This is a genomic window from Achromobacter veterisilvae, from assembly GCF_037619525.1.
Classification (GTDB): Bacteria; Pseudomonadota; Gammaproteobacteria; order Burkholderiales; family Burkholderiaceae_B; genus Achromobacter; species Achromobacter veterisilvae.
This window is the reverse complement of sequence record NZ_CP148753.1, coordinates 2,677,999-2,702,992: the sequence shown is the minus strand read 5'-3', so window position 1 is coordinate 2,702,992 and position 24,994 is coordinate 2,677,999. Positions and strand designations below refer to the sequence as shown.

Annotated in this window: 20 protein-coding genes; 11 read left to right on the top strand and 9 right to left on the bottom strand. The window is 65.7% G+C overall.

Annotated elements, in window-relative coordinates:
* Positions 1–133: 133 nt before the first annotated feature.
* The gene (locus WHX56_RS12465) at positions 134–2,182 is read right to left on the bottom strand and encodes an OPT family oligopeptide transporter (RefSeq protein WP_338881334.1); all 2,049 of its coding nucleotides are present in this window, start codon (positions 2,180–2,182) and stop codon (positions 134–136) included.
* Positions 2,183–2,394: 212 nt separating this feature from the next.
* Between WHX56_RS12465 and mdeB the strand changes: the two genes are divergently transcribed.
* From mdeB to WHX56_RS12450, 3 genes are all read left to right on the top strand, one after another.
* Entirely contained in the window at positions 2,395–5,082 is a 2,688-nt protein-coding gene (mdeB, locus tag WHX56_RS12460) for an alpha-ketoglutarate dehydrogenase (RefSeq protein ID WP_338881333.1), read from the top strand.
* A gap of 166 nt (positions 5,083–5,248) precedes the next feature.
* The gene (locus WHX56_RS12455; RefSeq protein ID WP_129241988.1) at positions 5,249–7,546 is read left to right on the top strand and encodes an NADP-dependent malic enzyme; all 2,298 of its coding nucleotides are present in this window, start codon (positions 5,249–5,251) and stop codon (positions 7,544–7,546) included.
* 135 nt (positions 7,547–7,681) lie between these two features.
* Positions 7,682–8,134, top strand: coding sequence for a DUF2214 family protein (locus WHX56_RS12450; RefSeq protein ID WP_338881332.1), 453 nt, complete (start codon positions 7,682–7,684; stop codon positions 8,132–8,134).
* Positions 8,135–8,158: 24 nt separating this feature from the next.
* Here WHX56_RS12450 and WHX56_RS12445 read toward each other — a convergent pair whose 3' ends face one another.
* Complete coding sequence (locus tag WHX56_RS12445) at positions 8,159–9,268, bottom strand: hypothetical protein (protein WP_338881331.1); 1,110 nt, start codon at positions 9,266–9,268, stop codon at positions 8,159–8,161.
* Between the two features lie 199 nt (positions 9,269–9,467).
* Here WHX56_RS12445 and WHX56_RS12440 point away from each other — a divergent pair.
* Positions 9,468–10,834 (top strand): IS3 family transposase gene (locus WHX56_RS12440; protein ID WP_338880157.1). Its coding sequence is split into 2 segments (ribosomal slippage): positions 9,468–9,942 and positions 9,942–10,834, totalling 1,368 coding nucleotides; the frame shifts between segments, so codons are not numbered across the junction.
* Positions 10,835–10,896: 62 nt separating this feature from the next.
* Here WHX56_RS12440 and WHX56_RS12435 read toward each other — a convergent pair.
* The 7 genes from WHX56_RS12435 to WHX56_RS12405 all read right to left on the bottom strand — a co-directional run bounded on the left by WHX56_RS12435 (position 10,897) and on the right by WHX56_RS12405 (position 16,818).
* The gene (locus WHX56_RS12435) at positions 10,897–12,207 is read right to left on the bottom strand and encodes a citrate synthase (protein ID WP_062684931.1); all 1,311 of its coding nucleotides are present in this window, start codon (positions 12,205–12,207) and stop codon (positions 10,897–10,899) included.
* A 19-nt stretch (positions 12,208–12,226) separates the two neighbouring features.
* Positions 12,227–12,487 (bottom strand): succinate dehydrogenase assembly factor 2, encoded by a 261-nt coding sequence (locus WHX56_RS12430; RefSeq protein ID WP_129241980.1) that lies wholly within the window; start codon positions 12,485–12,487, stop codon positions 12,227–12,229.
* 115 nt (positions 12,488–12,602) lie between these two features.
* Positions 12,603–13,319 carry a succinate dehydrogenase iron-sulfur subunit gene (locus tag WHX56_RS12425; RefSeq protein WP_129241979.1) on the bottom strand — a complete coding sequence of 239 codons (717 nt, stop codon included), beginning with the start codon at positions 13,317–13,319 and terminating at the stop codon, positions 12,603–12,605.
* Positions 13,320–13,338: 19 nt separating this feature from the next.
* Positions 13,339–15,117 (bottom strand): succinate dehydrogenase flavoprotein subunit, encoded by a 1,779-nt coding sequence (gene sdhA / locus WHX56_RS12420; RefSeq protein ID WP_129241978.1) that lies wholly within the window; start codon positions 15,115–15,117, stop codon positions 13,339–13,341.
* 3 nt (positions 15,118–15,120) lie between these two features.
* Positions 15,121–15,504 (bottom strand): succinate dehydrogenase, hydrophobic membrane anchor protein, encoded by a 384-nt coding sequence (sdhD, locus tag WHX56_RS12415; RefSeq protein WP_129241977.1) that lies wholly within the window; start codon positions 15,502–15,504, stop codon positions 15,121–15,123.
* On the bottom strand, positions 15,504–15,917 hold the full coding sequence (gene sdhC, locus WHX56_RS12410; RefSeq protein WP_129241976.1) for a succinate dehydrogenase, cytochrome b556 subunit: 414 nt from the start codon (positions 15,915–15,917) through the stop codon (positions 15,504–15,506). Before sdhC ends, sdhD begins: the two co-directional genes overlap by 1 nt.
* 121 nt (positions 15,918–16,038) lie before the next feature.
* Positions 16,039–16,818, bottom strand: coding sequence for a GntR family transcriptional regulator (locus WHX56_RS12405; RefSeq protein WP_129241975.1), 780 nt, complete (start codon positions 16,816–16,818; stop codon positions 16,039–16,041).
* Positions 16,819–17,174: 356 nt separating this feature from the next.
* Between WHX56_RS12405 and WHX56_RS12400 the strand changes: the two genes are divergently transcribed.
* The 7 genes from WHX56_RS12400 to WHX56_RS12370 all read left to right on the top strand — a co-directional run bounded on the left by WHX56_RS12400 (position 17,175) and on the right by WHX56_RS12370 (position 24,903).
* Positions 17,175–18,164 carry a malate dehydrogenase gene (locus tag WHX56_RS12400; protein ID WP_013392305.1) on the top strand — a complete coding sequence of 330 codons (990 nt, stop codon included), beginning with the start codon at positions 17,175–17,177 and terminating at the stop codon, positions 18,162–18,164.
* 160 nt (positions 18,165–18,324) lie between these two features.
* The gene (prpB, locus tag WHX56_RS12395) at positions 18,325–19,215 is read left to right on the top strand and encodes a methylisocitrate lyase (RefSeq protein WP_043542890.1); all 891 of its coding nucleotides are present in this window, start codon (positions 18,325–18,327) and stop codon (positions 19,213–19,215) included.
* 90 nt (positions 19,216–19,305) lie between these two features.
* Positions 19,306–20,499 carry a bifunctional 2-methylcitrate synthase/citrate synthase gene (prpC, locus tag WHX56_RS12390; protein ID WP_129241974.1) on the top strand — a complete coding sequence of 398 codons (1,194 nt, stop codon included), beginning with the start codon at positions 19,306–19,308 and terminating at the stop codon, positions 20,497–20,499.
* Between the two features lie 87 nt (positions 20,500–20,586).
* The gene (locus tag WHX56_RS12385) at positions 20,587–22,038 is read left to right on the top strand and encodes a bifunctional 2-methylcitrate dehydratase/aconitate hydratase (protein ID WP_338881330.1); all 1,452 of its coding nucleotides are present in this window, start codon (positions 20,587–20,589) and stop codon (positions 22,036–22,038) included.
* Positions 22,039–22,312: 274 nt separating this feature from the next.
* Positions 22,313–22,741, top strand: a complete 429-nt coding sequence (locus WHX56_RS12380; RefSeq protein WP_208742400.1) for a CopD family protein — start codon at positions 22,313–22,315, stop codon at positions 22,739–22,741.
* A gap of 34 nt (positions 22,742–22,775) precedes the next feature.
* Positions 22,776–24,470: a THUMP domain-containing protein gene (locus WHX56_RS12375; RefSeq protein WP_338881329.1), complete on the top strand. Its 1,695-nt coding sequence runs from the start codon at positions 22,776–22,778 to the stop codon at positions 24,468–24,470.
* Positions 24,471–24,690: 220 nt separating this feature from the next.
* Positions 24,691–24,903 carry a hypothetical protein gene (locus tag WHX56_RS12370; protein WP_244235071.1) on the top strand — a complete coding sequence of 71 codons (213 nt, stop codon included), beginning with the start codon at positions 24,691–24,693 and terminating at the stop codon, positions 24,901–24,903.
* Positions 24,904–24,994: the final 91 nt, after the last annotated feature.

Here is a 24,994-nt window from a genome sequence, read left to right as displayed (position 1 = left end):
GCTTCAAGCTTGAGCGCCTTGCCGTACGGGTGTCAGACACTGCGCGTGCCCTCACCTCGTACGGGTGTCAGACACTGCCGCAGCCAGGCTCCTGCCGCAGCCCCGCCCCTCGCATCGACGATTTGCAAGCGCGCTACGCCAGCTTCAACACCCGCCGCCAGAACAGCACCGCCACGAACACGAAAACCGCCAGCCCGAGATACGACGCCGTCGGCGCGAAGTCCTCGCCGGCGATGGCCAGCGGGGCGTCGGAGCCCGCCGCGCCGATGATGGCGGCCATCAGCACCCCGACCAGGCTTTCGCCCACGATCAGGCCGGAGGCGATCAGCACGCCGCGGCGGTTGGGCGCGTCGGCGAACTGTTCGTAGGGCTTGCCGGCCGCGGCGGCGCGGCGGCGCAGGGCGCGCTCGAGCAGCCATGCAAGGACCGCGCCGGCCACGATGGGCGCGGCGACGGTCGGCGGCAGGTAGATGCCGATGCCCACCGCCAGCACCGGAATCCGGGCCACGCGGCAGGTGCGCATCAGGACCTGGTCCACCAGGATCAGGCCCACGCCGACCGCCATGCCGATCAGGATCATCGACCAGTTGAGCTGGTGCGTGAAGATGCCGCGCGCGATCGCCAGCATCAGCGTCGCCTGCGGCGCCGACAGGGCCTGCGCCGGATCCATGTCGGCGCGCGGCATCGCGTCGGCGAAGCCGTAGGCGTTGTACAGCAGTTCCAGCACCGGAGAAATCACCGCCGCGCCCGCCACGCAGCCGATCAGCAGCGCGACCTGCTGGCGCCACGGCGTCGCGCCCACGAGCCAGCCGGTCTTCAGGTCCTGCAGGTTGTCGTTGGAAATCGAGGCCACGGCCACCACCGCGGACGTGCTGAAGATAGACAGCGCGATGGCCATCTGCACGCCGTTCTCCACGCTCAGCAATTCGCCGCCCAGCGCCAGCATCAGCAGCGACACCAGCACGATGGCGACGATGCCCACTCCCGAGATCGGGCTCGTGGACGAACCCACCAGCCCGGCCATGTAGCCGCAGGCGGCGGCCACCAGGAAGCCGAACACAAAGGCGAATAGCACCGCGTAGGCCACCAGCTTCCAGATCGCGGCGGCCGACAGCGGCGCGCCCGACAGGAACACCTGGAACGTCACGACCAGGACCGCCACCAGCACCAGCGTCACCGCCGAGATCCATCCGGCCGACAGGTCGCGCTCGGTGCGCGGGGCGCTCCCGGCGCCGGCCGCGCCGGCTTTGCCCAGGGCGGCGAACGAGGCCTTCACGCCGCGCGCCATCGGCATGAACAGCGTCGCCAGCGTCCAGATGGCGCCCACGCCGATCACGCCCGCGCCGATGAAGCGTACTTGCGAGGACCACAGGCCAGTCGCGTACTGCGCCAGCGACTGGCCCGCGGGCATGTCGCCCATGGCGCTCAGGACGGGCACGGCGATCCCCCAGGAAATGACCAGCCCGGTCAGCATGGCCAGGCCCGCGACGATGCCGATGAGGTAGCCGGCGCCCAGCAGCGCCAGCGAGAAACCCATCGGCAGCCGGAACACCGCGCCGCCCAGCGCGAACCAGCCGCTGACGCTGTCGCCCAGCACCCGCAGGCCGCTGGCCGCGAAGCTGACCGCGGCGGAGGCCAGGCCGCCGGCGACGATGTCGCCCATGCCCGTGGCGGCCTTGGCCGGCGCCCGCCCGGCGTCCTCGGCGGCATCCTGGGCGCGTTCGGCGCTGCCCACCCGCAGGATCTCGGCGGCCGCCACGCCTTCCGGATACGGCAGGTCGCTCTGCACCACCATCACGTGGCGCAGCGGAATCGTGAACATCACGCCCAGCATCCCGCCGGCCGCGCAGATGCCCAGCGTCTGCCAGAACGGAAAGCCCTGCCAGTGCCCCATCATGACCAGGGCCGGCAGGATGAAGATGATGGAAGACAGCGTGCCGGCCGCCGAGGCCTGGGTCTGCACCATATTGTTTTCCAGGATGTTCGCGTCCTTGAACAGGCGCAGCACGGACATCGAGATCACCGCGGCCGGAATGGCGGACGAAAACGTCAGGCCCACCTTCAGTCCCAGGAACACGTTGGAAGCGGTGAAGATGACGGTGATCAGGGCGCCCAGCAGGACGCCGCGGAACGTCAGTTCCGGCAGCGTGACCTCTGCGGGGACGCGGGTGGGTTGGGTCATGGAAATCTCCCTGTCTGCTAGCCGCGAATTCTAGCGCCTCGCCGGCTGAGGGCCCGGAGGCGGCCATTGGGCGTTTCCGCGGCATAAGCTGCCGCGGGCACCGCGCCCTGCAAAAGATTATGCTGAAACCGACGCGATTCCTCCAAAATTTCGATCACCCATGCCTGGGGCAAGGGTCTAGCATGGGCCCTAAACCAGGAGACAACACCACTATGCGCGACGCCAGCCCCCTCCGTCCCGGGCACGACACGGAACACGACCTCGACCCCGCCGAAACCGCCGAATGGCGCGACGCCCTGCAGTCGCTGGTCCAGGCGGAAGGCGCCGGACGGGCGGGCTACGTGCTGGACAATCTCCTGGGCCACGCCGCCTCGCTGGGCCTGCGCGCCAGCGGCCAGATCCGCACGGCCTATCTGAATACCATCCCCGCCGACCAGGAACCGCCGTTTCCCGGCAACCTGGCGGTCGAGGAACGCATCGCCCGCATCAACCGCTGGAACGCGCTGGCCATGGTGGTGCGCGCCAACCAGGCGCATGGCGAACTGGGCGGCCACATCGCCAGCTACACCTCGGCGGCCGATCTGTTCGAGGTGGGCTTCAACCATTTCTTCCGGGCGCGGACGGCGGAAGGCCCGGGCGACCTGGTCTACATGCAGCCGCACTCGGCGCCGGGCGTGTACGCCCGCGCCTACCTGGAAGGATTCCTGGGCGAAGACGACCTGGCGCATTTCCGGCAGGAAATCACCGCCACCGCGCGCGGCCTGCGCGGCCTGTCCTCGTACCCGCACCCGTGGCTGATGCCCGATTTCTGGCAGTTCCCCACGGGCTCGATGGGCATCGGCCCCATCAACGCCATCTACCAGGCGCGCTTCATGCGCTACCTCGAACACCGCTCGCTGGTGCCCGGCGGCGACCGCAAGGTCTGGGGCATCTTCGGCGACGGCGAAATGGACGAACCCGAATCCATCGCCGCGCTGACGTTGGCGGCGCGCGAAAAGCTCGACAACCTGGTCTTCGTGGTCAACTGCAACCTGCAGCGGCTGGACGGCCCGGTGCGCGGCAACGGCCGCATCATCGACGAACTCGAAACGCTGTACGCCGGCGCGGGCTGGAACGTGATCAAGCTGGTCTGGGGCAGCGACTGGGACGCCCTCTTGCGCCGCGACACCGGCGGCGCGCTGGCCCGCGCGTTCGCCAACACGGTGGACGGGCAGTTCCAGACCTTCGCCGCCAACGACGGCGCCTTCAACCGCGCCCACTTCTTCAACCAGAATCCCGAGCTGGCCGCCCTGGTGGCCGACTGGACCGACGAAGCCATCGACCGGCTGCACCGCGGCGGCCACGACATGGTGAAGATCCACGCCGCCTACCACCGCGCCGTCCGCCATCGCGGCCAGCCCACCGTCATCCTGGCGCAGACCAAGAAGGGCTTCGGCATGGGCGCGGCCGGCCAGGGCAAGATGACCACCCACCAGCAGAAGAAGCTGGACGACGAAGCGCTGCTGGCCTTCCGCGACCGCTTCGCGCTGCCGATCTCGGACGCCGACTGCCTGGCGCTGAAGTTCTACCGCCCCGCCGAGGACAGCGCCGAACTGCGCCACCTGCAGGCGCGCCGCGCGGCGCTGGGCGGGCACATTCCCCGCCGCGCCACCCAGGCGCCCCGCCTGGCGCCGCCGGACGCAGAACAATGGGCGCGCTTCGCGCTGGCCGCGGACGGCAAGGAAATGTCCTCCACCATGGCCATCGTGCGCATGCTGACCGCGCTGCTCAAGGACGGCGCCGTGGGCCCGCGCATCGTGCCCATCGTCGCGGACGAGGCCCGCACCTTCGGCATGGCCAATCTGTTCCGGCAGATCGGCATCTATTCGGCGCAGGGGCAGCTCTACGAACCCGAGGACATCGGCTCGGTGCTGTACTACCGCGAAGCCCGCGACGGCCAGATCCTGGAGGAAGGCATTACCGAGGCCGGCGCGATTTCCTCGTGGACCGCGGCCGGCACCAGCTACTCGGTCAACGGGCTGCCCATGCTGCCCTTCTATATCTATTACTCGATGTTCGGCTTCCAGCGCATCGGCGACCTGATCTGGGCGGCGGCCGACCAGCGCACGCGCGGCTTCCTCATCGGCGCGACCTCCGGCCGGACCACGCTGGGCGGCGAGGGGCTGCAGCACCAGGACGGTTCCAGCCACATCATGGCCGCCGCCGTTCCCAACTGCCGCGCCTACGACCCGGCCTACGCGTACGAGGTCGCCGTCATCGTCGAGCACGGCATGCGCCGCATGCTCGACGAGCAGCGCGACGAGTTCTTCTACCTGACCGTCACCAACGAAAACCTGGCGCAGCCGGACATGCCCGCGGGCGAGGACGCGCGCGAAGGCATCCTGCGCGGCATGTACCGCCTGCGCCCCGCCCGCGGCCAGGCCCAGGTGCGCCTGCTGGGCGCCGGCCCCATGCTGCGCGAGGCCGAAACGGCGGCCGAGCGGCTGCTGGCCGACTACGGGGTGGACGCCGAGGTCTGGAGCGTGACCAGCTTTTCCGAACTGGCCCGCGACGGCCGCGAAGCCGAGCGCGCCCGCGTGCTGGGGCTGGAAACCCGCGACCCGGCGGACTGGGTGCGGACCTGCCTGGGCGCCAGCAACGCGCCGGTGGTCGCCGCCACCGACTACGTGCGCGCCGTGCCCGAACAGATCCGCGCCTGGGTGCCGGCTTCCTACCGCACGCTGGGCACCGACGGCTTCGGCCGCAGCGACACCCGCGCCCAGTTGCGCGACTTCTTCGAAGTCAGCGCCGACTGGATCGCCCTGTACGCGCTGGACAGCCTGGGCCGGCAGGACGACGCCCAGGCGCTGCGGGCCCGATTGAACGCCCGCGCCCGCCGGACTCCGCCCTGGGAGCTGTAAAAACCGGCCATTCGTTGCGGTGCAACAACCAAGCTCCCCCGCTTTCTGTTGAAATACGGGTGTTCTCAAGCATTGCCAAATAGATGAAGGCGGGCCGCGAGCCCGCCTTTTGCAGTCCGTTTTCCTTTTCTGTCTTTCCGTTTTACGCCCCAAAGGCCTGTATCCCATGGACGAAACTCTCACCAAACTGGCGTTGGACTACCACGCCTATCCCACTCCCGGCAAAATCTCGGTCACCCCGACCAAGACCCTCGCCAACCAAGACGACCTGTCCCTGGCCTACTCCCCCGGCGTGGCGGCCGCCTGCATGGCCATCTTCGACCAGGGCGACGACGCCGCCTCGAAGTACACCTCGCGCGGCAATCTGGTGGGCGTGATCACCAACGGCACCGCCGTGCTGGGCCTGGGCAACATCGGTCCGCTGGCGGCCAAGCCGGTCATGGAAGGCAAGGGCTGCCTCTTCAAGAAGTTCGCCGGCATCGACGTGTTCGACATCGAACTCGCCGAGAACGACCCCGACAAGCTGGTCGACATCATCGCGGCGCTGGAGCCCACGCTGGGCGGCGTCAACCTCGAGGACATCAAGGCGCCCGAGTGCTTCTATATTGAAAAGAAGCTGCGCGAGCGCATGAAGATCCCCGTCTTCCACGACGACCAGCACGGCACCGCCATCATTTCGTCGGCCGCCATCCTGAACGGCCTGAAGGTCGTGGGCAAGGACATCGGCACGGTCAAGCTGGCCTGCTCGGGCGCCGGCGCCGCCGCCATCGCCTGCCTGGACCTGCTGGTCCACCTGGGCGTCAAGCGCGAGAACATCTACGTGGTGGACTCCCGCGGCGTGATCTGGGACGGCCGCGATGAAAACATGGAGGCCAACAAGAAGCGCTACGCCCAGAAAACCGACGCGCGCACGCTGGCCGACGTGGTCAACGGCGCCGACGTGTTCCTGGGCTGCTCGACCGCCGGCGTGCTGACCGCCGACATGGTCAAGACCATGGCCGCCAGCCCGCTGATCCTGGCCCTGGCCAACCCGGAGCCCGAGATCCGCCCGGAAATCGCCAAGGCGGCGCGCCCGGACTGCATCATCGCCACCGGCCGTTCGGACTACCCGAACCAGGTCAACAACGTGCTGTGCTTCCCGTTCATCTTCCGCGGCGCCATGGATGCCGGCGCCTCGCGCATCACGGAAGAAATGAAGCTGGCTTGCGTGAAGGCCATCGCCGAACTGGCGCAAGCCGAGCAGAACGATGAAGTGGCCCGCGCCTACGCCGGCCAGGAATTGTCGTTCGGCCCCGACTACATCATCCCCAAGCCTTTCGACCCGCGCCTGATCGTCCAGATCGCGCCGGCCGTGGCCCAGGCCGCCGCCGACTCCGGCGTCGCCGCGCGTCCCATCGAGGACATCGAAGCCTACCGCCAGAAGCTGATGGGTTTCGTGTACCACTCCGGCCAGTTGATGCGCCCGCTGTTCGCCCAGGCCAAGAAGGCGCCCAAGCGCGTCATCTACGCCGACGGCGAAGACGAACGCGTCCTGCGCGCGGTGCAGACCGTCTCCGACGAGAAGCTGGCTTTCCCGATCCTGATCGGCCGCCCGGCCGTGATCGAGATGCGCATCAAGAAGTTCGGCCTGCGCCTGGTCGCCGGCCAGCATTTCGAGATCGTGGATCCCGAGGACGACAGCCGCTTCAATGAAACCTGGAGCGCCTACTACCAGCTCAAGGGCCGCGAAGGCGTGACGCCGGCCATCGCCAAGGCGATGATCCGCAAGCACAACACGCTGATCGGCGCGATGCTGCTGCGCCGCGGCGACGCCGACGCGCTGCTTTGCGGCGTGGCCAGCAAGTACGACAACCAGCTCAAGTACATCGACGAAATCATCGGCAAGAAGGAAGGCCAGACCTACGCCGCCCTGAACGTGCTGATGCTGCCCGACCAGACGCTGTTCGTCACCGACACCCACGTCAACGAAAATCCGACGTCGGAAGAAGTGGCCAGCATCACGATCCAGGCCGCCGACGAAATGCTGCGCTTTGGCGTGGTGCCGAAGATCGCCCTGCTGTCGCACTCCAACTTCGGCAGCCGCGTGACGGAATCGTCGCGCAAAATGGCCGCGGCGGCCAGGCTGGTGCAGGAGCGCGCGCCCGACCTGGAAGTCGACGGCGAAATGCACGCCGACGCCGCCCTGTCGGAGAAAATCCGCGTCCTGGCCTACCCGGACAGCACGCTGAAGGGCCGCGCGAACCTGCTGGTCATGCCGAACCTGGACACCGGCAACATCACGTACAACATGCTGAAGATGACCGGCAGCAACGGCATCGCGATGGGCCCGATCCTGCTGGGCGCGGCCCGTCCCGTGCACATCCTGACCACCAGCGCCACCGTGCGCCGCATCGTCAACATGACGGCCCTGGCCGTGGTGGACGCGCAGCAGGAAGCCGCCGAGGCCGCCAAGAAGCGCCGTTGATCGACGATTGCCGCCAAGGCCAAGGGCGCCCCCTCGGGGCGCCCTTTTTCATTGCACGCGACCCGCTCATCGCGATAGCCCGCCGGCCCGTGCTGATGGTAAAAACCAAGTTCAACCTTGTTTTCCGGAGTCCACATGCTGGCCGACGCCCTGTATGCCTGGTTTCACTACCTGGCCATTTTCCTGCTCGTGGTGGTCCTGACGGCCGAAGCCGTGCTGCTGCGGCCCGAACTCACGGCCAATGGCGTCAAGCGCCTGGCCATCTACGACCGCCTCTATCTGGCCAGCGCCTTGGTGGTGCTGATTACCGGCGTGCTGCGCCTGACCCTCGGCATCAAGGGCGCCGCCTTCTACATGGCCAATCCGTGGTTCCACGCGAAGATCACGCTTTTCGTCGTCATCGGCCTCTGTTCGATCCCCCCGACGATGACGTTCCTGCGCTGGGCGAAGCAGTCCCGCCAGCAGCCAGGCTTCGTGCCCCCGGCGGCCGACATCAAGCGCGCCCGCCGCTGGGTCATGATCGAATCGCACCTGTTCATTTTCCTGCCGCTGTTCGCCGTCCTGATGGCGCGCGGCATCGGCGCATAAGGCCAGGCTCCAGGCCCGCGCGGCTCAGCGGCAGGACGCGCGGCTGACCTGGGGTGCCTCGTCGCCGACGATGATGGTGGCGAAGTGAAAGACGCCGACCGTATCGTTCTCGACCACGTCCAGGACCTTTCCGGCCAGCGTCTGCATCACCGACATGCCTTCTGGCACGTCGGCTCCTCCCTCGCGCTTGGCGACCTGGCCGTCCCAGGGACTCAGGACCAGCACGCCCGGGTACGGCTCGCGATCATCGCCGCGGCCGCGCCGCGCCGACTTGACCTGCGTGCCGGCGGCATAGCTCACGCCGCCGAACTGCGTCGGGCAGGCCAGCTCCGCATCGCTGACGCGCAACAGTCGCCGCGCCTCGTCCAGATATAGCCGGGGTTCGCTCAAGGGCAGCCCGAATATCCTGACCGCCACCGGATTCTTGACCTCGATGCGCCAGCTATCGGGGTCCCGCGAACCATCGGTATAGACCGTGCCGCTCGAACCGTAGACGATGGAGCCCGGAGCCAGGTCCAGGGCTTCGATCCGATTGCCGGGGCCCAGCACGCACTTGTTCAAAGCCGTCATGGCGCCGTCGCTCGCCACGTCGAATTCGATGCCCTGCGCGGCGTCGCACTGCCAGCCCAGCACCGCCTGGCTTCCCTGCCCGCGCAGGATGACGTTGAGCGGATAACGGCCCCGCAAGGCGTAGGTTTCGTTGTCGTAGTCGGAATGCAGATAGCGCCTTGCGCTGGACGCCTGTACCCCATACATGGCAACGGGCTGCGGAAACTCGGCTTCGAGATAGGTTTCCAGCAGCCCCTCGTCCTGCAGCGTCAGCCGCGTTCCGGCCGGCATGACGATGCCGCCAACCGTCGTGGCGTCCTGCAGGGTGACTTTGCGGGCAACCTGCGCACGCGCGCTTTCCCGCTCCACTTGCCAGATCACGGTCTGGACCCAGGCATAGAAAGCGAACGGCACGGCCAGCACGACGAATATCAGCGTGGAAGTCTTCCAGTACTTGCGTACCGCGCGGCGCGCGCCCCCGCTGGCGACCATGACCAATGCACAACCGAGCAATACCAGGCCCGCAAGAAAGCCGAGGGAAACAAAAATGTAGAAGCCGGCGGAAGGCAATGCGATGGGAATCATGGGCAGGATGATAAACGCCAAATCCTCCCTGTTCGGCCCCGCGCGGCAAAGAAAAAGAGTCCCCACGCCGCGCACGCTGCGCGCGCTTGCTGCCCCCCCGAGGGGGCGTTTTTGTTTTGGGGCGGCCCGGCAACAAAAAACCGCCCGAATGAACTGACCCCCGAAAGTTGGACTAAATCCGACCTTCGGGGGTTTTTGCATGGCGAAGTACGAGGAGAGCTTCAAGCTCAAGGTAGTCAGGCAGTATCTGTCTGGTTCAGGGGGCAGCAAGTCGATTGCTGCCCGTCATGGACTTGATTACGCAACGGTCAGGCGGTGGGTGAACGGTTACCGAGCCCACGGCATTGCAGCGCTGCGCGGCAAGGGTACAAGCTATGACGCGGCGTTCAAACTGAAGGTGCTCAAGCGGATGTGGCGCGAGCACTGGTCCCAGGCCCAGACGGCGACAGCATTCGACATTCGCTGCGCAGCTCACATTGGTAAATGGGCGCGCCAGTATCATGCTGGAGGTATCGACGCACTGCGGCCCCTTCGCAAGGGTCGTCCCAAGACCATGAGCACCAAGCCCACCAAGCCCGACGTACCCCTCACCGATCTGGACGACAAGCAGATCATTGCCCGGCAGAACCAGGAGTTGATCGAGTTGCGCGCCGAGGTCGCGTACTTAAAAAAACTCGATGCCTTGATCCAGGAAAAGAAGCGTGCGGCTGCGCAGAAAAAGCGCAAGTCGTGACTGGGTTGAGGCAGCAACATCCGTTGGCAGCCTTACTCAAGGCGGCCAGCCTGGCGCGCAGCACGTATTACTACCAGGTCAAGGTGGCTGAAGCTGCCGACAAGCATGCCGAGATCAAAGACAGGATCCGTGCTGTCTACGTACGCCACAAGGGTCGCTACGGCTACCGGCGCATCACAGCCGTGTTGCGCCAGACGGGGCAGTGTGTGAACCACAAGACGGTGCAAAAACTGATGCAGACGCTCGGGCTGAGGTCCTTGGTGCGCCCGAAGAAATATCGTTCGTACCGAGGCGAGGTAGGCCGCGTGGTGCCGAACCTGTTGGCACGCCAGTTCGAGGCCAACAGGCCCAACCAGAAGTGGGTCACCGACGTGACCGAGTTCAATGTACACGGTGAGAAGCTGTACCTGTCGCCGGTCATGGACCTGTACAACGGCGAGATCGTGGCCTACGAGACCAGCCGCCGGCCGCTGTTCCAGCTTGTGGGCAACATGCTGAAGAAAGCGTTGGCTCGACTCAGGCCAGGGGACCGTCCTGTTGTGCACTCCGACCAGGGTTGGCAATACCAGCAACCCCATTACCGGCGGATGCTGCAAGTACGTTCGATTACGCAGAGCATGTCACGCAAGGGCAACTGCCTGGACAATGCCGCCATGGAAAGCTTCTTCGGCACGCTCAAGGCTGAGTTCTTCCACCTGAACCGCTTCGAGAGCGTCGAGCAGTTGCAGGCCGACATCCGGCGGTACATCCATTACTACAATCACGACCGCATCAAGCTCAAGCTAAAAGGCCTGAGCCCGGTGCAATACCGAGCTCAGGCCTTCGGGCTTTAGCTGACCGTCCAACTTCTGGGGGTCAGTTCAGAAGCGGTTTCTTGTTCAGACTTGGCAACGGATCAGCGCTTGTCCATCGGGGGCACGTCGCGCGTGACCGAACCGGTGAACAACTGGCGGGGACGGCCGATCTTGTAATCGGGGTCCGACAGCATTTCGTTCCACTGGGCGATCCAGCCCACCGTGCGGGCCAGCGCGAAGATGGCCGTGAACAGCGAGGTCGGGATGCCGATGGCGCGCTGGACGATACCCGAGTAGAAGTCCACGTTCGGGTACAGCTTGCGCTGCACGAAGTACGGATCCGACAGGGCGATGCGTTCCAGTTCCATGGCCAGCTTGAACAGCGGGTCGTTTTCCAGGCCCAGGGCCGAGAGCACTTCCTTGCACGTTTCCTGCATCAGCTTGGCGCGCGGGTCGTAGTTCTTGTAGACGCGGTGGCCAAAGCCCATCAGGCGCACGCCCGAGTTCTTGTCCTTGACCTTCTCCATGAACTCGCCGACCTTGTCGATGCCGCCGTTGGCTTGCAGTTCTTCCAGCATCTGCAGGCAAGCTTCGTTGGCGCCGCCGTGAGCCGGGCCCCACAGGCAAGCCACGCCGGCCGAGATGGCGGCGAAGGGGTTGGTGCCCGACGAGCCGCACAGGCGGACGGTCGAGGTCGACGCGTTCTGCTCGTGGTCGGCGTGCAGGATGAAGATGCGGTCCAGCGCGCGCTCGACGACTTCGTTGACCTTGTAGTCTTCGCACGGCGTGGCGAACATCATGCGCAGGAAGTTGCCCGTGTAGGACAGGTCGTTCTGCGGGTAGATGAAAGGCTGGCCTTGCGAGTACTTATACGCCATCGCGACCAGCGTCGGCATCTTGGCGATCAGGCGGATGGCCGAGATGTGGCGATGCTGCGGGTTCGTGATGTCGGTGGAGTCGTGGTAGAACGCGGACAGCGCGCCGACCAGGCCGGTCAGGACGGCCATGGGGTGCGCGTCGCGGCGGAAACCGCGCAGGAAGAAATGCAGTTGCTCGTTCACCATCGTGTGATGGGTCACTTGCGAGTCGAAATCGGCCTTCTGGTCCTTGTTCGGCAGTTCGCCGTTCAGGATCAGGTAGCAGATGTCCATGAAGTCGCAGTTCACGGCCAGTTGCTCGATGGGGAAGCCGCGGTACAGCAGCTCGCCCTTGTCGCCATCGATGTACGTGATGCCCGATTCGCAGGCGGCGGTGGACATGAAGCCCGGGTCAAACGTGAACATGCCCGTCTGGCCGTAAAGCTTGCGGATGTCGATCACATCCGGACCGACCGTGCCCTTGTAGACAGGGAACTCAATGGGGGCGCTGCCATCCGAGAAGGATAGCGTGGCTTTTTTGTCAGACAGGTTCATGTTTTTTCCTCTCAATTAATCAGAGCGCGCGCATCTGGCCAATAATGCTCCGAAGCCTGGGCGTGTCCAGCGCGCCCTCGAGTTCCTTGCGAGCCAGCAGCAGGTCGAGAAGGTCGTTGTCTCCCATTTCGAACAACTGCGTCAATGCGGCTACGTCATCGTCGGTAAGTTCGGCCTCGTGGGCGTCCAGATACCGGGTGATGATCAAGTCGTTTTCGAGCAGACCGCGGCGCGCCCGCCAACGCAAACGCGCCCGCTCTAGTTCAGTAAGCCTGCTCATCGTTACACCTAAATAAAAAGTCCCTCGCCACGTCCGCCAGGCAGACGCGCCGCCCCTTTAAAGGGGACATGCCCATTCAAGAGGCGGCGCGGCGATAAAAACACACCGCTTGATACTAGACCGTGCGGCGAACCAGCAGTTCCTTGATCTTGCCGATCGCCTTGGTCGGGTTCAGGCCCTTGGGACAGACGTCGACGCAATTCATGATGGTGTGGCAACGGAACAGGCGATACGGGTCTTCCAGGTTGTCCAGGCGGCCGCCCGTGGCTTCGTCGCGGCTGTCGGCGATGAAGCGGTAGGCTTGCAGCAGGCCGGCCGGGCCGACGAACTTGTCCGGATTCCACCAGAACGACGGGCAGGAAGTGGAACAGCACGCGCACAGAATGCACTCGTACAGGCCGTCCAGCTCTTCGCGCGCCTCGGGCGACTGCAGGCGTTCCTTTTCGGGCGGCGGCGTGTCGTTGATGAGGTACGGGCGGATCGAGTGGTACTGGTTGAAGAAGTGCGTCATGTCCACGATCAGGTCGCGGATGACCGGCAGGCCGGGCAGCGGACGCAGGACGATCGGTTCCTTCAGTTCGCGCAGGTTCGTCGTGCAGGCCAGGCCGTTCTTGCCGTTGATGTTCATGGCGTCCGAACCGCACACGCCTTCACGGCACGAGCGGCGCAGGGCCAGGCTGTCATCGACGTCGTTCTTGATGCGCACCAGCGCATCGAGCAGCATCTTGTCGGTGGGCTGGAGTTCGACTTCCAGCTTCTGCATGTACGGGCGCTCGTCCTTGTCCGGATCGTAGCGGTAGATTTCGAACTTGACGATTCTCTTGGTGCTCATAGTAGGACTCTATCCGGACTTAGAAGGTACGCGCCTTGGGCGGGAAGGACTCGACCGTCAGAGGCTTCATCTGCACGGGCTTGTAATCCAGGCGGCTGCCTTCGGAGTACCACAGCGTGTGCTTCAGCCAGTTCTCGTCGTCGCGGGTCGGGTGGTCGTCCAGCGCATGGGCGCCGCGGCTTTCGGTGCGGTTGGCGGCCGACTTGATGGTGGCGCGGGCCACTTCGGTCATGTTGGCCAGTTCCAGCGCCTCGACGCGCGCGGTGTTGAACACCTTGGACTTGTCCTTGAAGTAGATGTTGTCGGCTTGCTTGGCCAGGTCCTCGATCTGCTCCACGCCTTCGTTCAGCAGGTCCAGCGTGCGGAACACGCCGCAGTGGCGCTGCATCGAGAAGCGGATGGCGTTGCCGATGTCCTGCGTCTTTTCGCCGGAGGTGCGCGATTCCAGCTTGTTCACGCGGTCCAGCGAGAATTCGACGGCCTGCTGCGGCACGGGCTGGTGCGCGTGCTGGCGTTCCGGATGCGAATTCACGATGTGGTTGCCGGTGGCGCGGCCGAACACGATCAGGTCCAGCAGCGAGTTCGTGCCCAGGCGGTTGGCGCCGTGCACCGACACCGCGGCGCATTCGCCGATGGCGTACAGGCCGTTGACGATCTTGTTCTCGCCGTTTTCGCGCGTCAGCACCTGGCCGTGGTAGTTGGCCGGGATGCCGCCCATCTGGTAGTGGATGGTCGGGACGACGGGGATCGGTTCCTTGATCGGGTCCACGTTGCCGAACTTGATGGCGATTTCGCGGATCGAGGGCAGGCGCTTGTTGATCACGTCGGCGCCCAGGTGGTCCAGCTTCAGGACCACGTAGCTGCCGTCGGGACCGCAGCCGCGGCCTTCCTTGATTTCCTGGTCCATCGAGCGGGACACGAAGTCGCGCGGGGCCAGGTCCTTCAGCGTGGGCGCGTAGCGCTCCATGAAGCGTTCGCCGTCCTTGTTCAGCAGGATGCCGCCTTCGCCGCGCACGCCTTCCGTGATCAGCACGCCGGCGCCGGCCACGCCGGTCGGGTGGAATTGCCAGAATTCCATGTCCTGCAGCGGGATGCCCGCGCGGGCGGCCATGCCCAGGCCGTCGCCGGTGTTGATGAAGGCGTTGGTGGACGCGGCCCAGATGCGGCCGGCGCCGCCGGTGGCCAGCACCGTGGTCTTGGCTTCCAGGATGTAGATCTCGCCCGTTTCCATTTCCAGGGCGGTCACGCCGACGACGTCGCCGGCTTCGTTGCGCAGCAGGTCCAGCGCCATCCATTCGACGAAGAACTGGGTGCGCGCGGCGACGTTGCGCTGGTAGAGGGTGTGCAGCAGCGCGTGGCCGGTGCGGTCGGCAGCGGCACAGGCGCGCTGGACCGGCTTTTCGCCGAAGTTGGCGGTGTGGCCGCCGAACGGACGCTGGTAGATGGTGCCGTCGGGGTTGCGGTCGAACGGCATGCCGAAGTGTTCGAGTTCGTACACGGCGTTCGGCGCTTCACGGCACATGAATTCGATGGCGTCCTGGTCGCCCAGCCAGTCCGAACCCTTGACGGTGTCGTACATGTGCCAGTACCAGTTGTCTTCGCTCATGTTGCCCAGCGAGGCGCTCACGCCGCCTTGGGCGGCAACCGTGTGCGAACGCGTGGGGAACACCTTGGACAGCACCGCAACGGACAGGCCCGCTTGGGACAGTTGCAGCGAACAACGCATGCCGGCTCCGCCGGCGCCGACGACCACCACATCAAACTGGCGGCGCGGCAGGGATTTCAGGACAGAGACCACGGCTTAAATGCTCCAGAGGATTTGCGCGAAGTAAACGACCGAACCGACCAGCCAGAGGATCGTCAGCACTTGCAGCAGCAGGCGCACGCCCACCGACTTGACGTAGTCCATCCAGATGTCGCGCACGCCAATCCAGGCGTGCCAGGCCAGCGCAACGAATGCAAGGGTGGCCAGGATCTGGCCGACCGGAAGAACGCCCACGTAGAAATTGAACAGCGAGGTCCAGTGTTCGTACGTGAAGGCCGGCATCGCCAGGATGCCGATCAGCAGCACCAGCGTGTACACGGCCATGATGACGGCGGTGACGCGCTGGATGATGAAATCCATGACGCCGTAGTGGGCGCCCACGACCAGACGCTTGGGTCCGTAGTTTTTGACGTCGGCCATTACAGCGCTCCGAACAGTTTGAGGGCGAACACCAGGGTCAGCGCCAGGCTCACCCCGAAAACCACGCCGGCGCTCTTCTTGGCCGACAGTTTGTCGATGCCGATGTGCAGGTCCAGCAGCAGGTAGCGGATGCCGGCACAGAAATGGTGCAGGTAGCCCCAGACCAGGACCAGGAAGACAAGCTTGACTATCGGGTTGCCGGCGTACGCGGCCACGGCGGCGAACGTCTGCGGCGCGGCCACGCTGGCCGCGAACAGCGGCAGAATGACCAAGGGAAGACAGAGGAACAGCAGCGCGCCGCTGACGCGGTGCAGGATGGACAGCTTGCCGGCCAGGGGCAGGCGGTAGCTGGCGAGTTGCGCAATGCCAATATTGCGAAACTGCGGACGTGGCTTGGCAGCGGTGTCGGACATGACGGCCTCGGTGTTTCGGAACTAGGGAATCGTGACGGCAAGAATGCCGTGGCCCTTGCGGGCAAACACGGTATTTTCGCCCAGAGATAGGGTCGGTATCAAATCGTAGTCAAAAAGCTCATCAATTCAAACTATTGCGGTAATGGTATCGATCGGTCAAGTACAAGCCCCGGCGGATTTCCATGGGGCGGTCACCGTAGGTGTAGGACACCCGATCCACCTGCAACAACGGCGTCCCGACGGCAACATTAAGCAGCGGACAGACTTCGGCCGGCGCGGGCACCGCGCGCAGCTTCTCGTCCGCGCGCACCATGCTCACGCCGAATTCGGATTCGAACAGGCCATAGAGCGGCGCCTTGTTGGCGGTCAGCAGCTCCAGGGTCAGCCCGCGGAAAATGGAACCGGGCAGCCAGATGTCGTCCACGACGGTGGGCGCATGCCCCAGGGACAGCAGGCGGCGGATCATCACGACGGTTTCGCCGGCCCGCAGGTCCAGGGCGCGCGCGATCTCGGCGGGCGCCCGCAGGCGGCGGCATTCCAGGATGCGGCTTTCCGCCCGGCCGGCTTCGCCCTCGTCATCGGGGGCCAGGCGCAGGAAGCGGTAGCGCACGCGGGCTTCGTGGTGGGTGGCGACGAACGTGCCCTTGCCCTGGCGGCGCAGCAGCATGTGCTCGGCGGCAAGCTCGTCGACCGCCTTGCGCACCGTGCCCTGGCTCACCTGGAAACGGGCGGCAAGGTCGATTTCGCTGGGGATGAGTTCGCCCGGCTTCCATTCGCCGCGCTCCAGGCTTTGGACCAGCAGATCCTTGATCTGCCGGTAGAGCGGACTGAAAGCGGCCCCCTCGCCCGACGGACGGGCGGCGCGAGTGCGTAAGGAGGTTTCGGGCCGGGGCTCTGCCATGGATCTTCTTGGTTGTGTCATGTTTATCCGGGTGGATGGAAAGGCGGCGCAAGGGACGCGAACCCATCCGCAATACGCCGCTGCCGCCAGTCTTCTGGCTTGATACAGGCGCGCGGCCAAGCAAGGCTGCGGCGCATTCGAATAAACGCTCTATTGTGGCACACCGCGAGGGACGCTGTCCAACGTCTTATGTCTTATATAAGATAGAAGAGCAATTGACGCATACGTAAAATCAATCTAGGATTCACCGCTGCCCGGGCGCCGCGCGCCCAGCCTTGCGCGCGTTGATTTTCACGCCCAACGATTACACTGATTGGTGAGATTTTTTTCTCGCCAAACCATTACGGAGAACGTCCATGTCCAAGCCTGCCTTGCGTGTCGCCGTCACCGGCGCCGCCGGCCAAATCGGTTACGCACTGCTATTCCGCATCGCCTCGGGCGAAATGCTGGGTAAAGATCAACCCGTCATCCTGCAACTGCTGGAAATCCCCGACGAGAAAGCGCAAAAGGCCCTGAAGGGCGTCATCATGGAACTGGATGACTGCGCCTTCCCGCTGCTGCAGGAAGTCACCGCCCACAGCGATCCCCGCACCGCCTTCAAGGACGCCGACGTGGCCCTGCTGGTCGGCGCCCGTCCGCGCGGCCCCGGCATGGAGCGCAAGGACCTGCTGTCCGTCAACGCGCAGATCTTCACGGCGCAGGGCAAGGCCCTGAACGACGTGGCCAGCCGCAACGTCAAGGTGCTGGTCGTGGGCAACCCCGCCAACACCAACGCCTACATCGCCATGAAGTCGGCGCCGGACCTGCCCGCCAAGAACTTCACCGCCATGCTGCGCCTGGACCACAACCGCGCCCTGTCGCAACTGGCCGCCAAGTCGGGCAAGGCCGTCGCCGACATCGAAAAGCTGGTCGTGTGGGGCAACCACTCGCCCACCATGTACCCCGACTACCGCTTCGCCACCGTCGGCGGCGAGTCGCTGTCCAAGCTGATCAACGACGACGCCTGGAACCGCGACACGTTCATCCCCACCGTGGGCAAGCGCGGCGCCGCCATCATCGAAGCCCGCGGCCTGTCCTCGGCCGCCTCGGCCGCCAACGCCGCCATCGACCACGTCCGTGACTGGGTCCTGGGCAGCAACGGCAAGTGGGTCACGATGGGCATCCCGTCCGACGGCTCCTACGGCATCCCCGAAGGCATCATCTACGGCGTGCCGGTCACGACCGAAAATGGCGAATACAAGCGCATCGAAGGCCTGGAAATCGACGCCTTCTCGCGCGAACGCCTGGACTTCACGCTGAAAGAGCTCCTCGAAGAGCGCGACGGCGTGAAGGACCTGCTGAAGTAAGCAGCGCTTGAGCAAAGGATTGGGCCCGTTCGCGGGCCCAATTCCTAGGGGAAGCCCAATGAATGGGGCTTCCCTGTCGGTCCGCAACATAAATCTGTCTCTTTGCGCCCGCGCAAAGAATTGTCGCGAAGGGGACAGATTTATTCTACGGAGACCCACCATGTCCAGACCCGAATCCGCCGGCGCCCTCTTTCGCCGCGCGCTGGCCGAAGAAAGCCCGCTGCAGATCATCGGCGCCATCAACGCCAACCACGCCCTGCTGGCCAAGCGCGCCGGCTATCGCGCCATCTATCTGTCCGGCGGCGGCGTCGCGGCCGGTTCGCTGGGCCTGCCCGACCTCGGCATCAACACGATGGACGACGTCCTGACCGACGTCCGCCGCATCACCGACGTCTGCGACGTGCCCCTGCTGGTGGACATCGACACCGGCTTCGGCCCGTCGGCGTTCAACATCGCCCGCACCGTCAAGAGCCTGATCAAGTTCGGCGCGGCCGCCTGCCACATCGAAGACCAGGTCGGCGCCAAGCGTTGCGGCCACCGCCCCGGCAAGGAAATCGTCTCGACCGAAGAAATGGCCGACCGCGTCAAGGCCGCGGCCGACGCCCGCACCGACAGCGACTTCTACCTGATCGCCCGCACCGACGCGATCGCCTCGCACGGCGTGGACGCCGCCATCGAGCGCGCGCTGGCCTGCGTGGAAGCCGGCGCCGACGCCATCTTCGCCGAAGCCGCCTACGACCTGCCCACCTACGACCGCTTCGTCAAGGCCGTCAAGGTGCCGGTGCTGGCCAACATCACCGAATTCGGCAAGACCCCGCTGTTCTCGGTCGAGGAACTCAAGAGCGTCGGCGTGGGCATGGTGCTGTACCCGCTCTCGGCCTTCCGCGCCATGAACAAGGCCGCCGAAGCCGTCTACACCGCCATCCGCCGCGACGGCCACCAGAAGAACGTGGTGGACCTGATGCAGACGCGCGAGGAACTGTACGACCGCATCGGCTACCACGAATTCGAATCGAAGCTGGACGCGCTTTTCCAGAAGGGCAAGGCGTAAGCCTGCGATACCCGGCGCCGGGGCCGCCGCCGCGGCGCCATGCATGCCACCCTATTGCAACGACCACCGCGTAAGGAAAGGAGTAGAGACATGAGCACGGCTCCCAAGAAGCAGGAAGCGAAAACGGACGCCAAGCCGGAAGAAAAAGCCGGTTTCAAGCCCAAGAAGTCGGTTGCGCTGTCCGGCGTCGTCGCCGGCAACACCGCACTGTGCACGGTCGGCCGCAGCGGCAACGACCTGCACTACCGCGGCTACGACATCCTGGACATCGCCCACACCAGCGAGTTCGAGGAAATCGCGCACCTGCTCGTCCATGGCAAGCTGCCCAACAAGGCCGAACTGAAGGCCTACAAGGAAAAGCTGCGCAGCCTGCGCGGCCTGCCCGCCCAATTGCAGGCCGCGCTGGAAGCCCTCCCCGCCGCCAGCCACCCCATGGACGTGATGCGCACCGCCGTATCGGTGCTGGGCTGCGTGCTGCCTGAAAAGGACGACCACAACACCCCGGGCGCACGCGACATCGCCGACCGCCTGATGGCCAACCTGGGCTCGGCGCTGCTGTACTGGTATCACTACAGCCACAACGGCCGCATCATCGACGTGCAGACCGACGACGACAGCATCGGCGGCCACTTCCTGCACCTGCTGCACGGCGAGAAGCCCAGCGAAGAGTGGGTCAAGGCCATGCACATCTCGCTGAACCTGTACGCCGAACACGAGTTCAACGCGTCCACGTTCACCGCCCGCGTCGTCGCCGGCACCGGCTCCGACGTGTACTCCGCCATCACCGGTGCCATCGGCGCGCTGCGTGGCCCCAAGCACGGCGGCGCCAACGAAGTCGCCTTCGAAGTGCAGAAGCGCTACGAGACCCCCGACGAGGCCGAGGCCGACATCCGCCGCCGCGTGGAAGCCAAGGAAGTCGTCATCGGCTTCGGCCACCCGGTCTACACGGTGTCCGACCCCCGCAACAAGGTCATCAAGGAAGTGGCGAAGAAGCTGTCCAAGAAGGCCGGCAGCACCAAGATGTTCGACATCGCCGAACGCCTGGAAACGGTCATGTGGGACATCAAGAAGATGTTCCCCAACCTGGACTGGTTCTCGGCCGTCAGCTACCACATGATGGGCGTGCCCACCGCCATGTTCACCCCGCTGTTCGTCATCGCGCGCACGGCGGGCTGGTCGGCCCACATCATCGAACAGCGCATCGACAACAAGATCATCCGCCCCACCGCCAACTACGTGGGTCCGGAAGATCAGAAGTTCGTGCCGATCGAAAAGCGGAAGTAAGGCAACCCATGGGCCCGTCGTCGGAAAACAAAGCGGCGCCGCGCGGGCCCGGGACCTCCTGTACACCATTTCAGGAGAGGTACCGACATGTCTGCCCCGATATCCAACGTCCGTCCCGATCCCGACCAGGTCCTGGTCGATATCGCGGACTACGTACTGAACTATGAAATCCAGGGCGGCCTGGCCTACGAGACCGCCCGCAACTGCCTGATCGACACGCTGGGCTGCGGCCTGGAAGCGCTGGAGTATCCGGCTTGCAGGAAACTGCTGGGGCCGGTGGTGCCGGGCACCGTCGTGCCCCACGGCGCCAAAGTGCCCGGCACCCAGTTCCAGTTGGACCCGGTACAAGCCGCGTTCAACATCGGCGCGATGATCCGCTGGCTGGACTTCAACGACACCTGGCTGGCCGCCGAATGGGGCCACCCGTCGGACAATCTCGGCGGCATCCTGGCCGTCGCCGACTGGCTGTCGCGCACCGCCGTCGCGGCCGGCAAGCCGCCGCTCCTGATGCGCGACGTGCTGACCGGCATGATCAAGGCGCACGAAATCCAGGGCTGCATCGCGCTGGAGAACTCCTTCAACAAGGTCGGCCTGGACCACGTCGTGCTGGTCAAGGTGGCGTCCACCGCCGTCGTGGCGCAGATGCTCGGCCTGGACCGCGACGAAGTGATCAACGCGGTATCGCTCGCCTGGGTCGACGGGCAGAGCCTGCGCACCTACCGCCACGCGCCCAACACCGGCAGCCGCAAGAGCTGGGCCGCCGGCGACGCCACCAGCCGCGCGGTGCGCCTGGCGCTGATCGCCAAGACCGGCGAAATGGGCTACCCGTCCGTGCTGACGGCCAGGACCTGGGGCTTCTACGACGTGCTCTTCAAGGGCCAGCCGTTCAAGTTCCAGCGCCCCTACGGCAGCTACGTGATGGAGAACGTGCTGTTCAAGATCTCGTTCCCGGCCGAATTCCATGCGCAGACCGCCGTCGAATGCGCCATGGACATCCACCGGCAACTGCAGGCCGCGGGCAAGCGCCCCGAGGACATCGCGAAGATCACGATCCGCACCCACGAGGCTTGCATCCGCATCATCGACAAACAGGGTCCGCTGGCCAACCCGGCCGACCGGGACCACTGCATCCAGTACATGGTGGCCGTGCCGGTGCTGTTCGGGCGCCTGACCGCGGGCGACTACGAAGACTCGGTCGCCCGGGATCCGCGCATCGACGCGCTGCGCGACCGGATCGTCTGCGTCGAGGATCCGGCCTACACCCGGGACTACCACGATCCCGACAAGCGCTCCATCGCCAACGCGCTGACCGTGGAGTTCAACGACGGCACCCGCCTGGACGAGGTCGTCTGCGAATACCCCATCGGCCACAAGCGCCGCCGCGCCGAAGGCATCCCGCTGCTGGAGGCCAAGTTCCGCACCAATCTGGCCCGCATGTTCCCGGCCCGGCAGCAAAACCGCATCCTGGACGCGTCGCTGGACCAGCAGACGCTGGAAGCCATGCCGGTGCACGAATACGTGGACCTGTACGTCATCTGAGCCACCGCCACGACCCATGGGAAGGATCGTAGGATGGGTGGAGCGCGGCAGTTCCTGGGTAGGAACCTCGATGCTGAACGCGCGCAACCCATGCGGCCGCGGGCAGACGGTGCTCTGCATCGGCTGGAAAACAGTCGATTGCGGCCGCATGGGTTGCGCGCGCTGGATACTTGAGTTCTTGCCCAGGAACTGCCGCGCTCCACCCATCCTACGCGCACCGGAAGCATCCACAGCGCCGGCCTTACAATGCTGCTTTCCTCGGACGGATCGCGCCATGGCCATGCTTTGGGTCAAGACCTTTCATATTGTCTTTATCGCCTCCTGGTTTGCCGGCTTGTTCTACCTGCCGCGCATCTATGTGAACCTGGCGCAGCAGTCCGACCCCTCGGTGCAGGCGACGCTGCTGGGCATGGCCCGGCGCCTGTACCGCTTCACCACCATCCTGGCCGTGGTCGCCGTGCTGTTCGGCATGTGGCTGTACCTGGGCTACGGCATCGGCGTGGGCCCCGGCAACGGCTGGATGCACGCCAAGCTCTTTTTCGTCCTGCTCGTGATCGGCTACCATCACGCCTGTGGCTCGATGCTGCGCAAATTCGAACAGGGCAAAAACACCCGTTCGCACAAGTTCTATCGCTGGTTCAACGAAGTTCCCGTCTTGCTGCTCTTGGTGGTGGTGGCGCTGGTCGTCGTCAAACCCTTCTGATTCCCCCTACCTCTGCACATTCGCCAGGATTCGTATGTCCTCAGATGAACAGGACCGTCCGCGCAAGACGCTGACGATCAAGAAAACCGCGCGCGACGCGCATGCCGAAGCCGCGCCCAAGCGCGTGCGCACCGGAGCCCGCGCCCGCCTGGTCGCGCAGAACGAGCGCACCAAGGACAACCTCGAGCGCCAGAAAGACCCTGAAGGCTATCAACGCCGCCAGCAGGAATCCGCGCGCGGCCCGGGCAAGTCCCCGGCCCCGGGCAAGCGCGGCCCCGCCGGCCGGGAGCAGGATGCCCGCGGCCCCGCGAGCCGCGCCGATGGCCGCCGCGGCGACAGCCCGCGGCGCGACGATGCCCCCGGTTCGCGTTCCGGCCGCGCACCGCAGCGCGCGCCGCGCCTGGACGACCAGTACATCGCGCCCGCCACGCCGGCCGGACGCTTCTACGACCCGTTCGAGGACGACGGCCCCGCGCCCGAATACCTGGCGGAACCCGAAGACGCACACGCGGCGGAACCCGCCGGCGAACGCGAACCCGTCGTGGAAATCCGCGGCCGCCGCCCGCGCGAAACGCGCCAGGCGGAGGTGTTCCCGATTTTCGCCCCCTGCCCCCAGGGGCTGGAAGAAGCGCTGACGGCGGAAATGCAGGCGCTGGGCTTCGAAGACGCGCAGGTCGGCCGCGCCGGCTGTTCCTTCACCGCCGACTGGTCGGGCGTGCAGCGCGCCAACCTGTATTCGCGCCTGGCGACCCGCATCCTGGTGCAGGTCGCGCATGCCGAGATCTCCCACGAAGACGACATCCTGGACCTGGCCCGCGACACGCCCTGGGAGCGCTGGTTCGGCGCCGAACAGACGCTGCGCGTGGACACCTCGGCCATCAAGAGCCCGGTGCAAAGCCTGCAATACTGCAATCTGCGCGCCAAGGACGGCATCTGCGACCGCCTGCGCGAACTCGAAGGCGAGCGCCCCAGCATCGACACGGTGCGGCCGGACGCGCGCGTGCACCTGTTCCTGACCGGCCACACCGCGACGCTGTACCTGGACACCTCGGGCGAATCCCTGTTCAAGCGCGGCTGGCGCCTGGACAAGGGCGAGGCGCCGCTGCGCGAGAACCTGGCCGCCGGCATGCTCGCGCTGGCGGGCTGGGACCCGTCGGCCCCGCTGCTGGACCCGTTCTGCGGCTCGGGCACCATCCTCATCGAGGGCGCCTGGATCGCCCTGGGCGTGCCTCCCGGCATCTCCCGCCCCTTCGGCTTCGAACGCCTGCGCGGCCACGACGCCTACCGCTGGCGCGATCTGAAGGACGACGCCCGCTCGCGCATCCTGCCCCAGTTGGACGCGCCGCTGGTCGGCTACGACCTGGACCCCCAGGCCATCGAATTCGCCCGCAACAACGCCGAGCGCGCCTGGCTGACGGCCGATTCGATCCGCTTCGAAGTCGGCGACGCCCGCCACATCACGGCTCCCGCCGACCATGGCTGGATCGTCACCAACCCGCCTTACGGCGAACGCATGGGGACGGAACAGGACCCGGACCTCTGGCGCGACTGGGCGGCCTGCCTGAAGCGCAATTTCGCCGGCTGGCAGCTACATGCCATCACCAGCGACATGACCCTGCCCAACCAGATGCGCCTGAAGCCCAAGCGCCGGGTGCCCCTGCACAACGGTTCGCTGGACTGCCGCCTGTTCGGTTTCGAACTGGTGGCGGCCGGCTACCGCGACGCCTGAGCGCCGCCGTCTCGCGGGGCGGCCCTGGCGCCGCCCCCTTCGCGCCATCCCCGCCACGCGTTGTAAAAGCGCCGCAACATGGTGCGCGTATCTTTGCTTATGGTGCCCCGCGGCGCCGTTTTGGGGCATCATCGAACCAAGGTGTTGCCAATATGCACCGGCCCCTTGCACACGACCAGGGTTAACCCTATAATTCGGGTTATCCCTAGTAGCTAAACAAATGTGCAAGCCCGTGGAGGCTATTGTGATCAACCCGAACAACACCATCCGCCTGACCGACGAACTCGAGCGCCAACTGATGCTCCAGGCTATTGAAGAACAATTCCGTCCGCACCCGATGCGGGCGCTGGCCGCAGGCCTGCGTAAGCTGGCCCACGGCGTCAAGGCCCTGGCCGGCAAGACGAGCGCCAAGAACGCGCACTCCGCCGCCTGAGCAAGGCCCCAGGCCTTCGGGCCTGAACAGTTTTCCCCTTGGGGGCTGCACAGCCCCTTTTATAGACCCGCCCTTACCGGCGGGTTTTTTT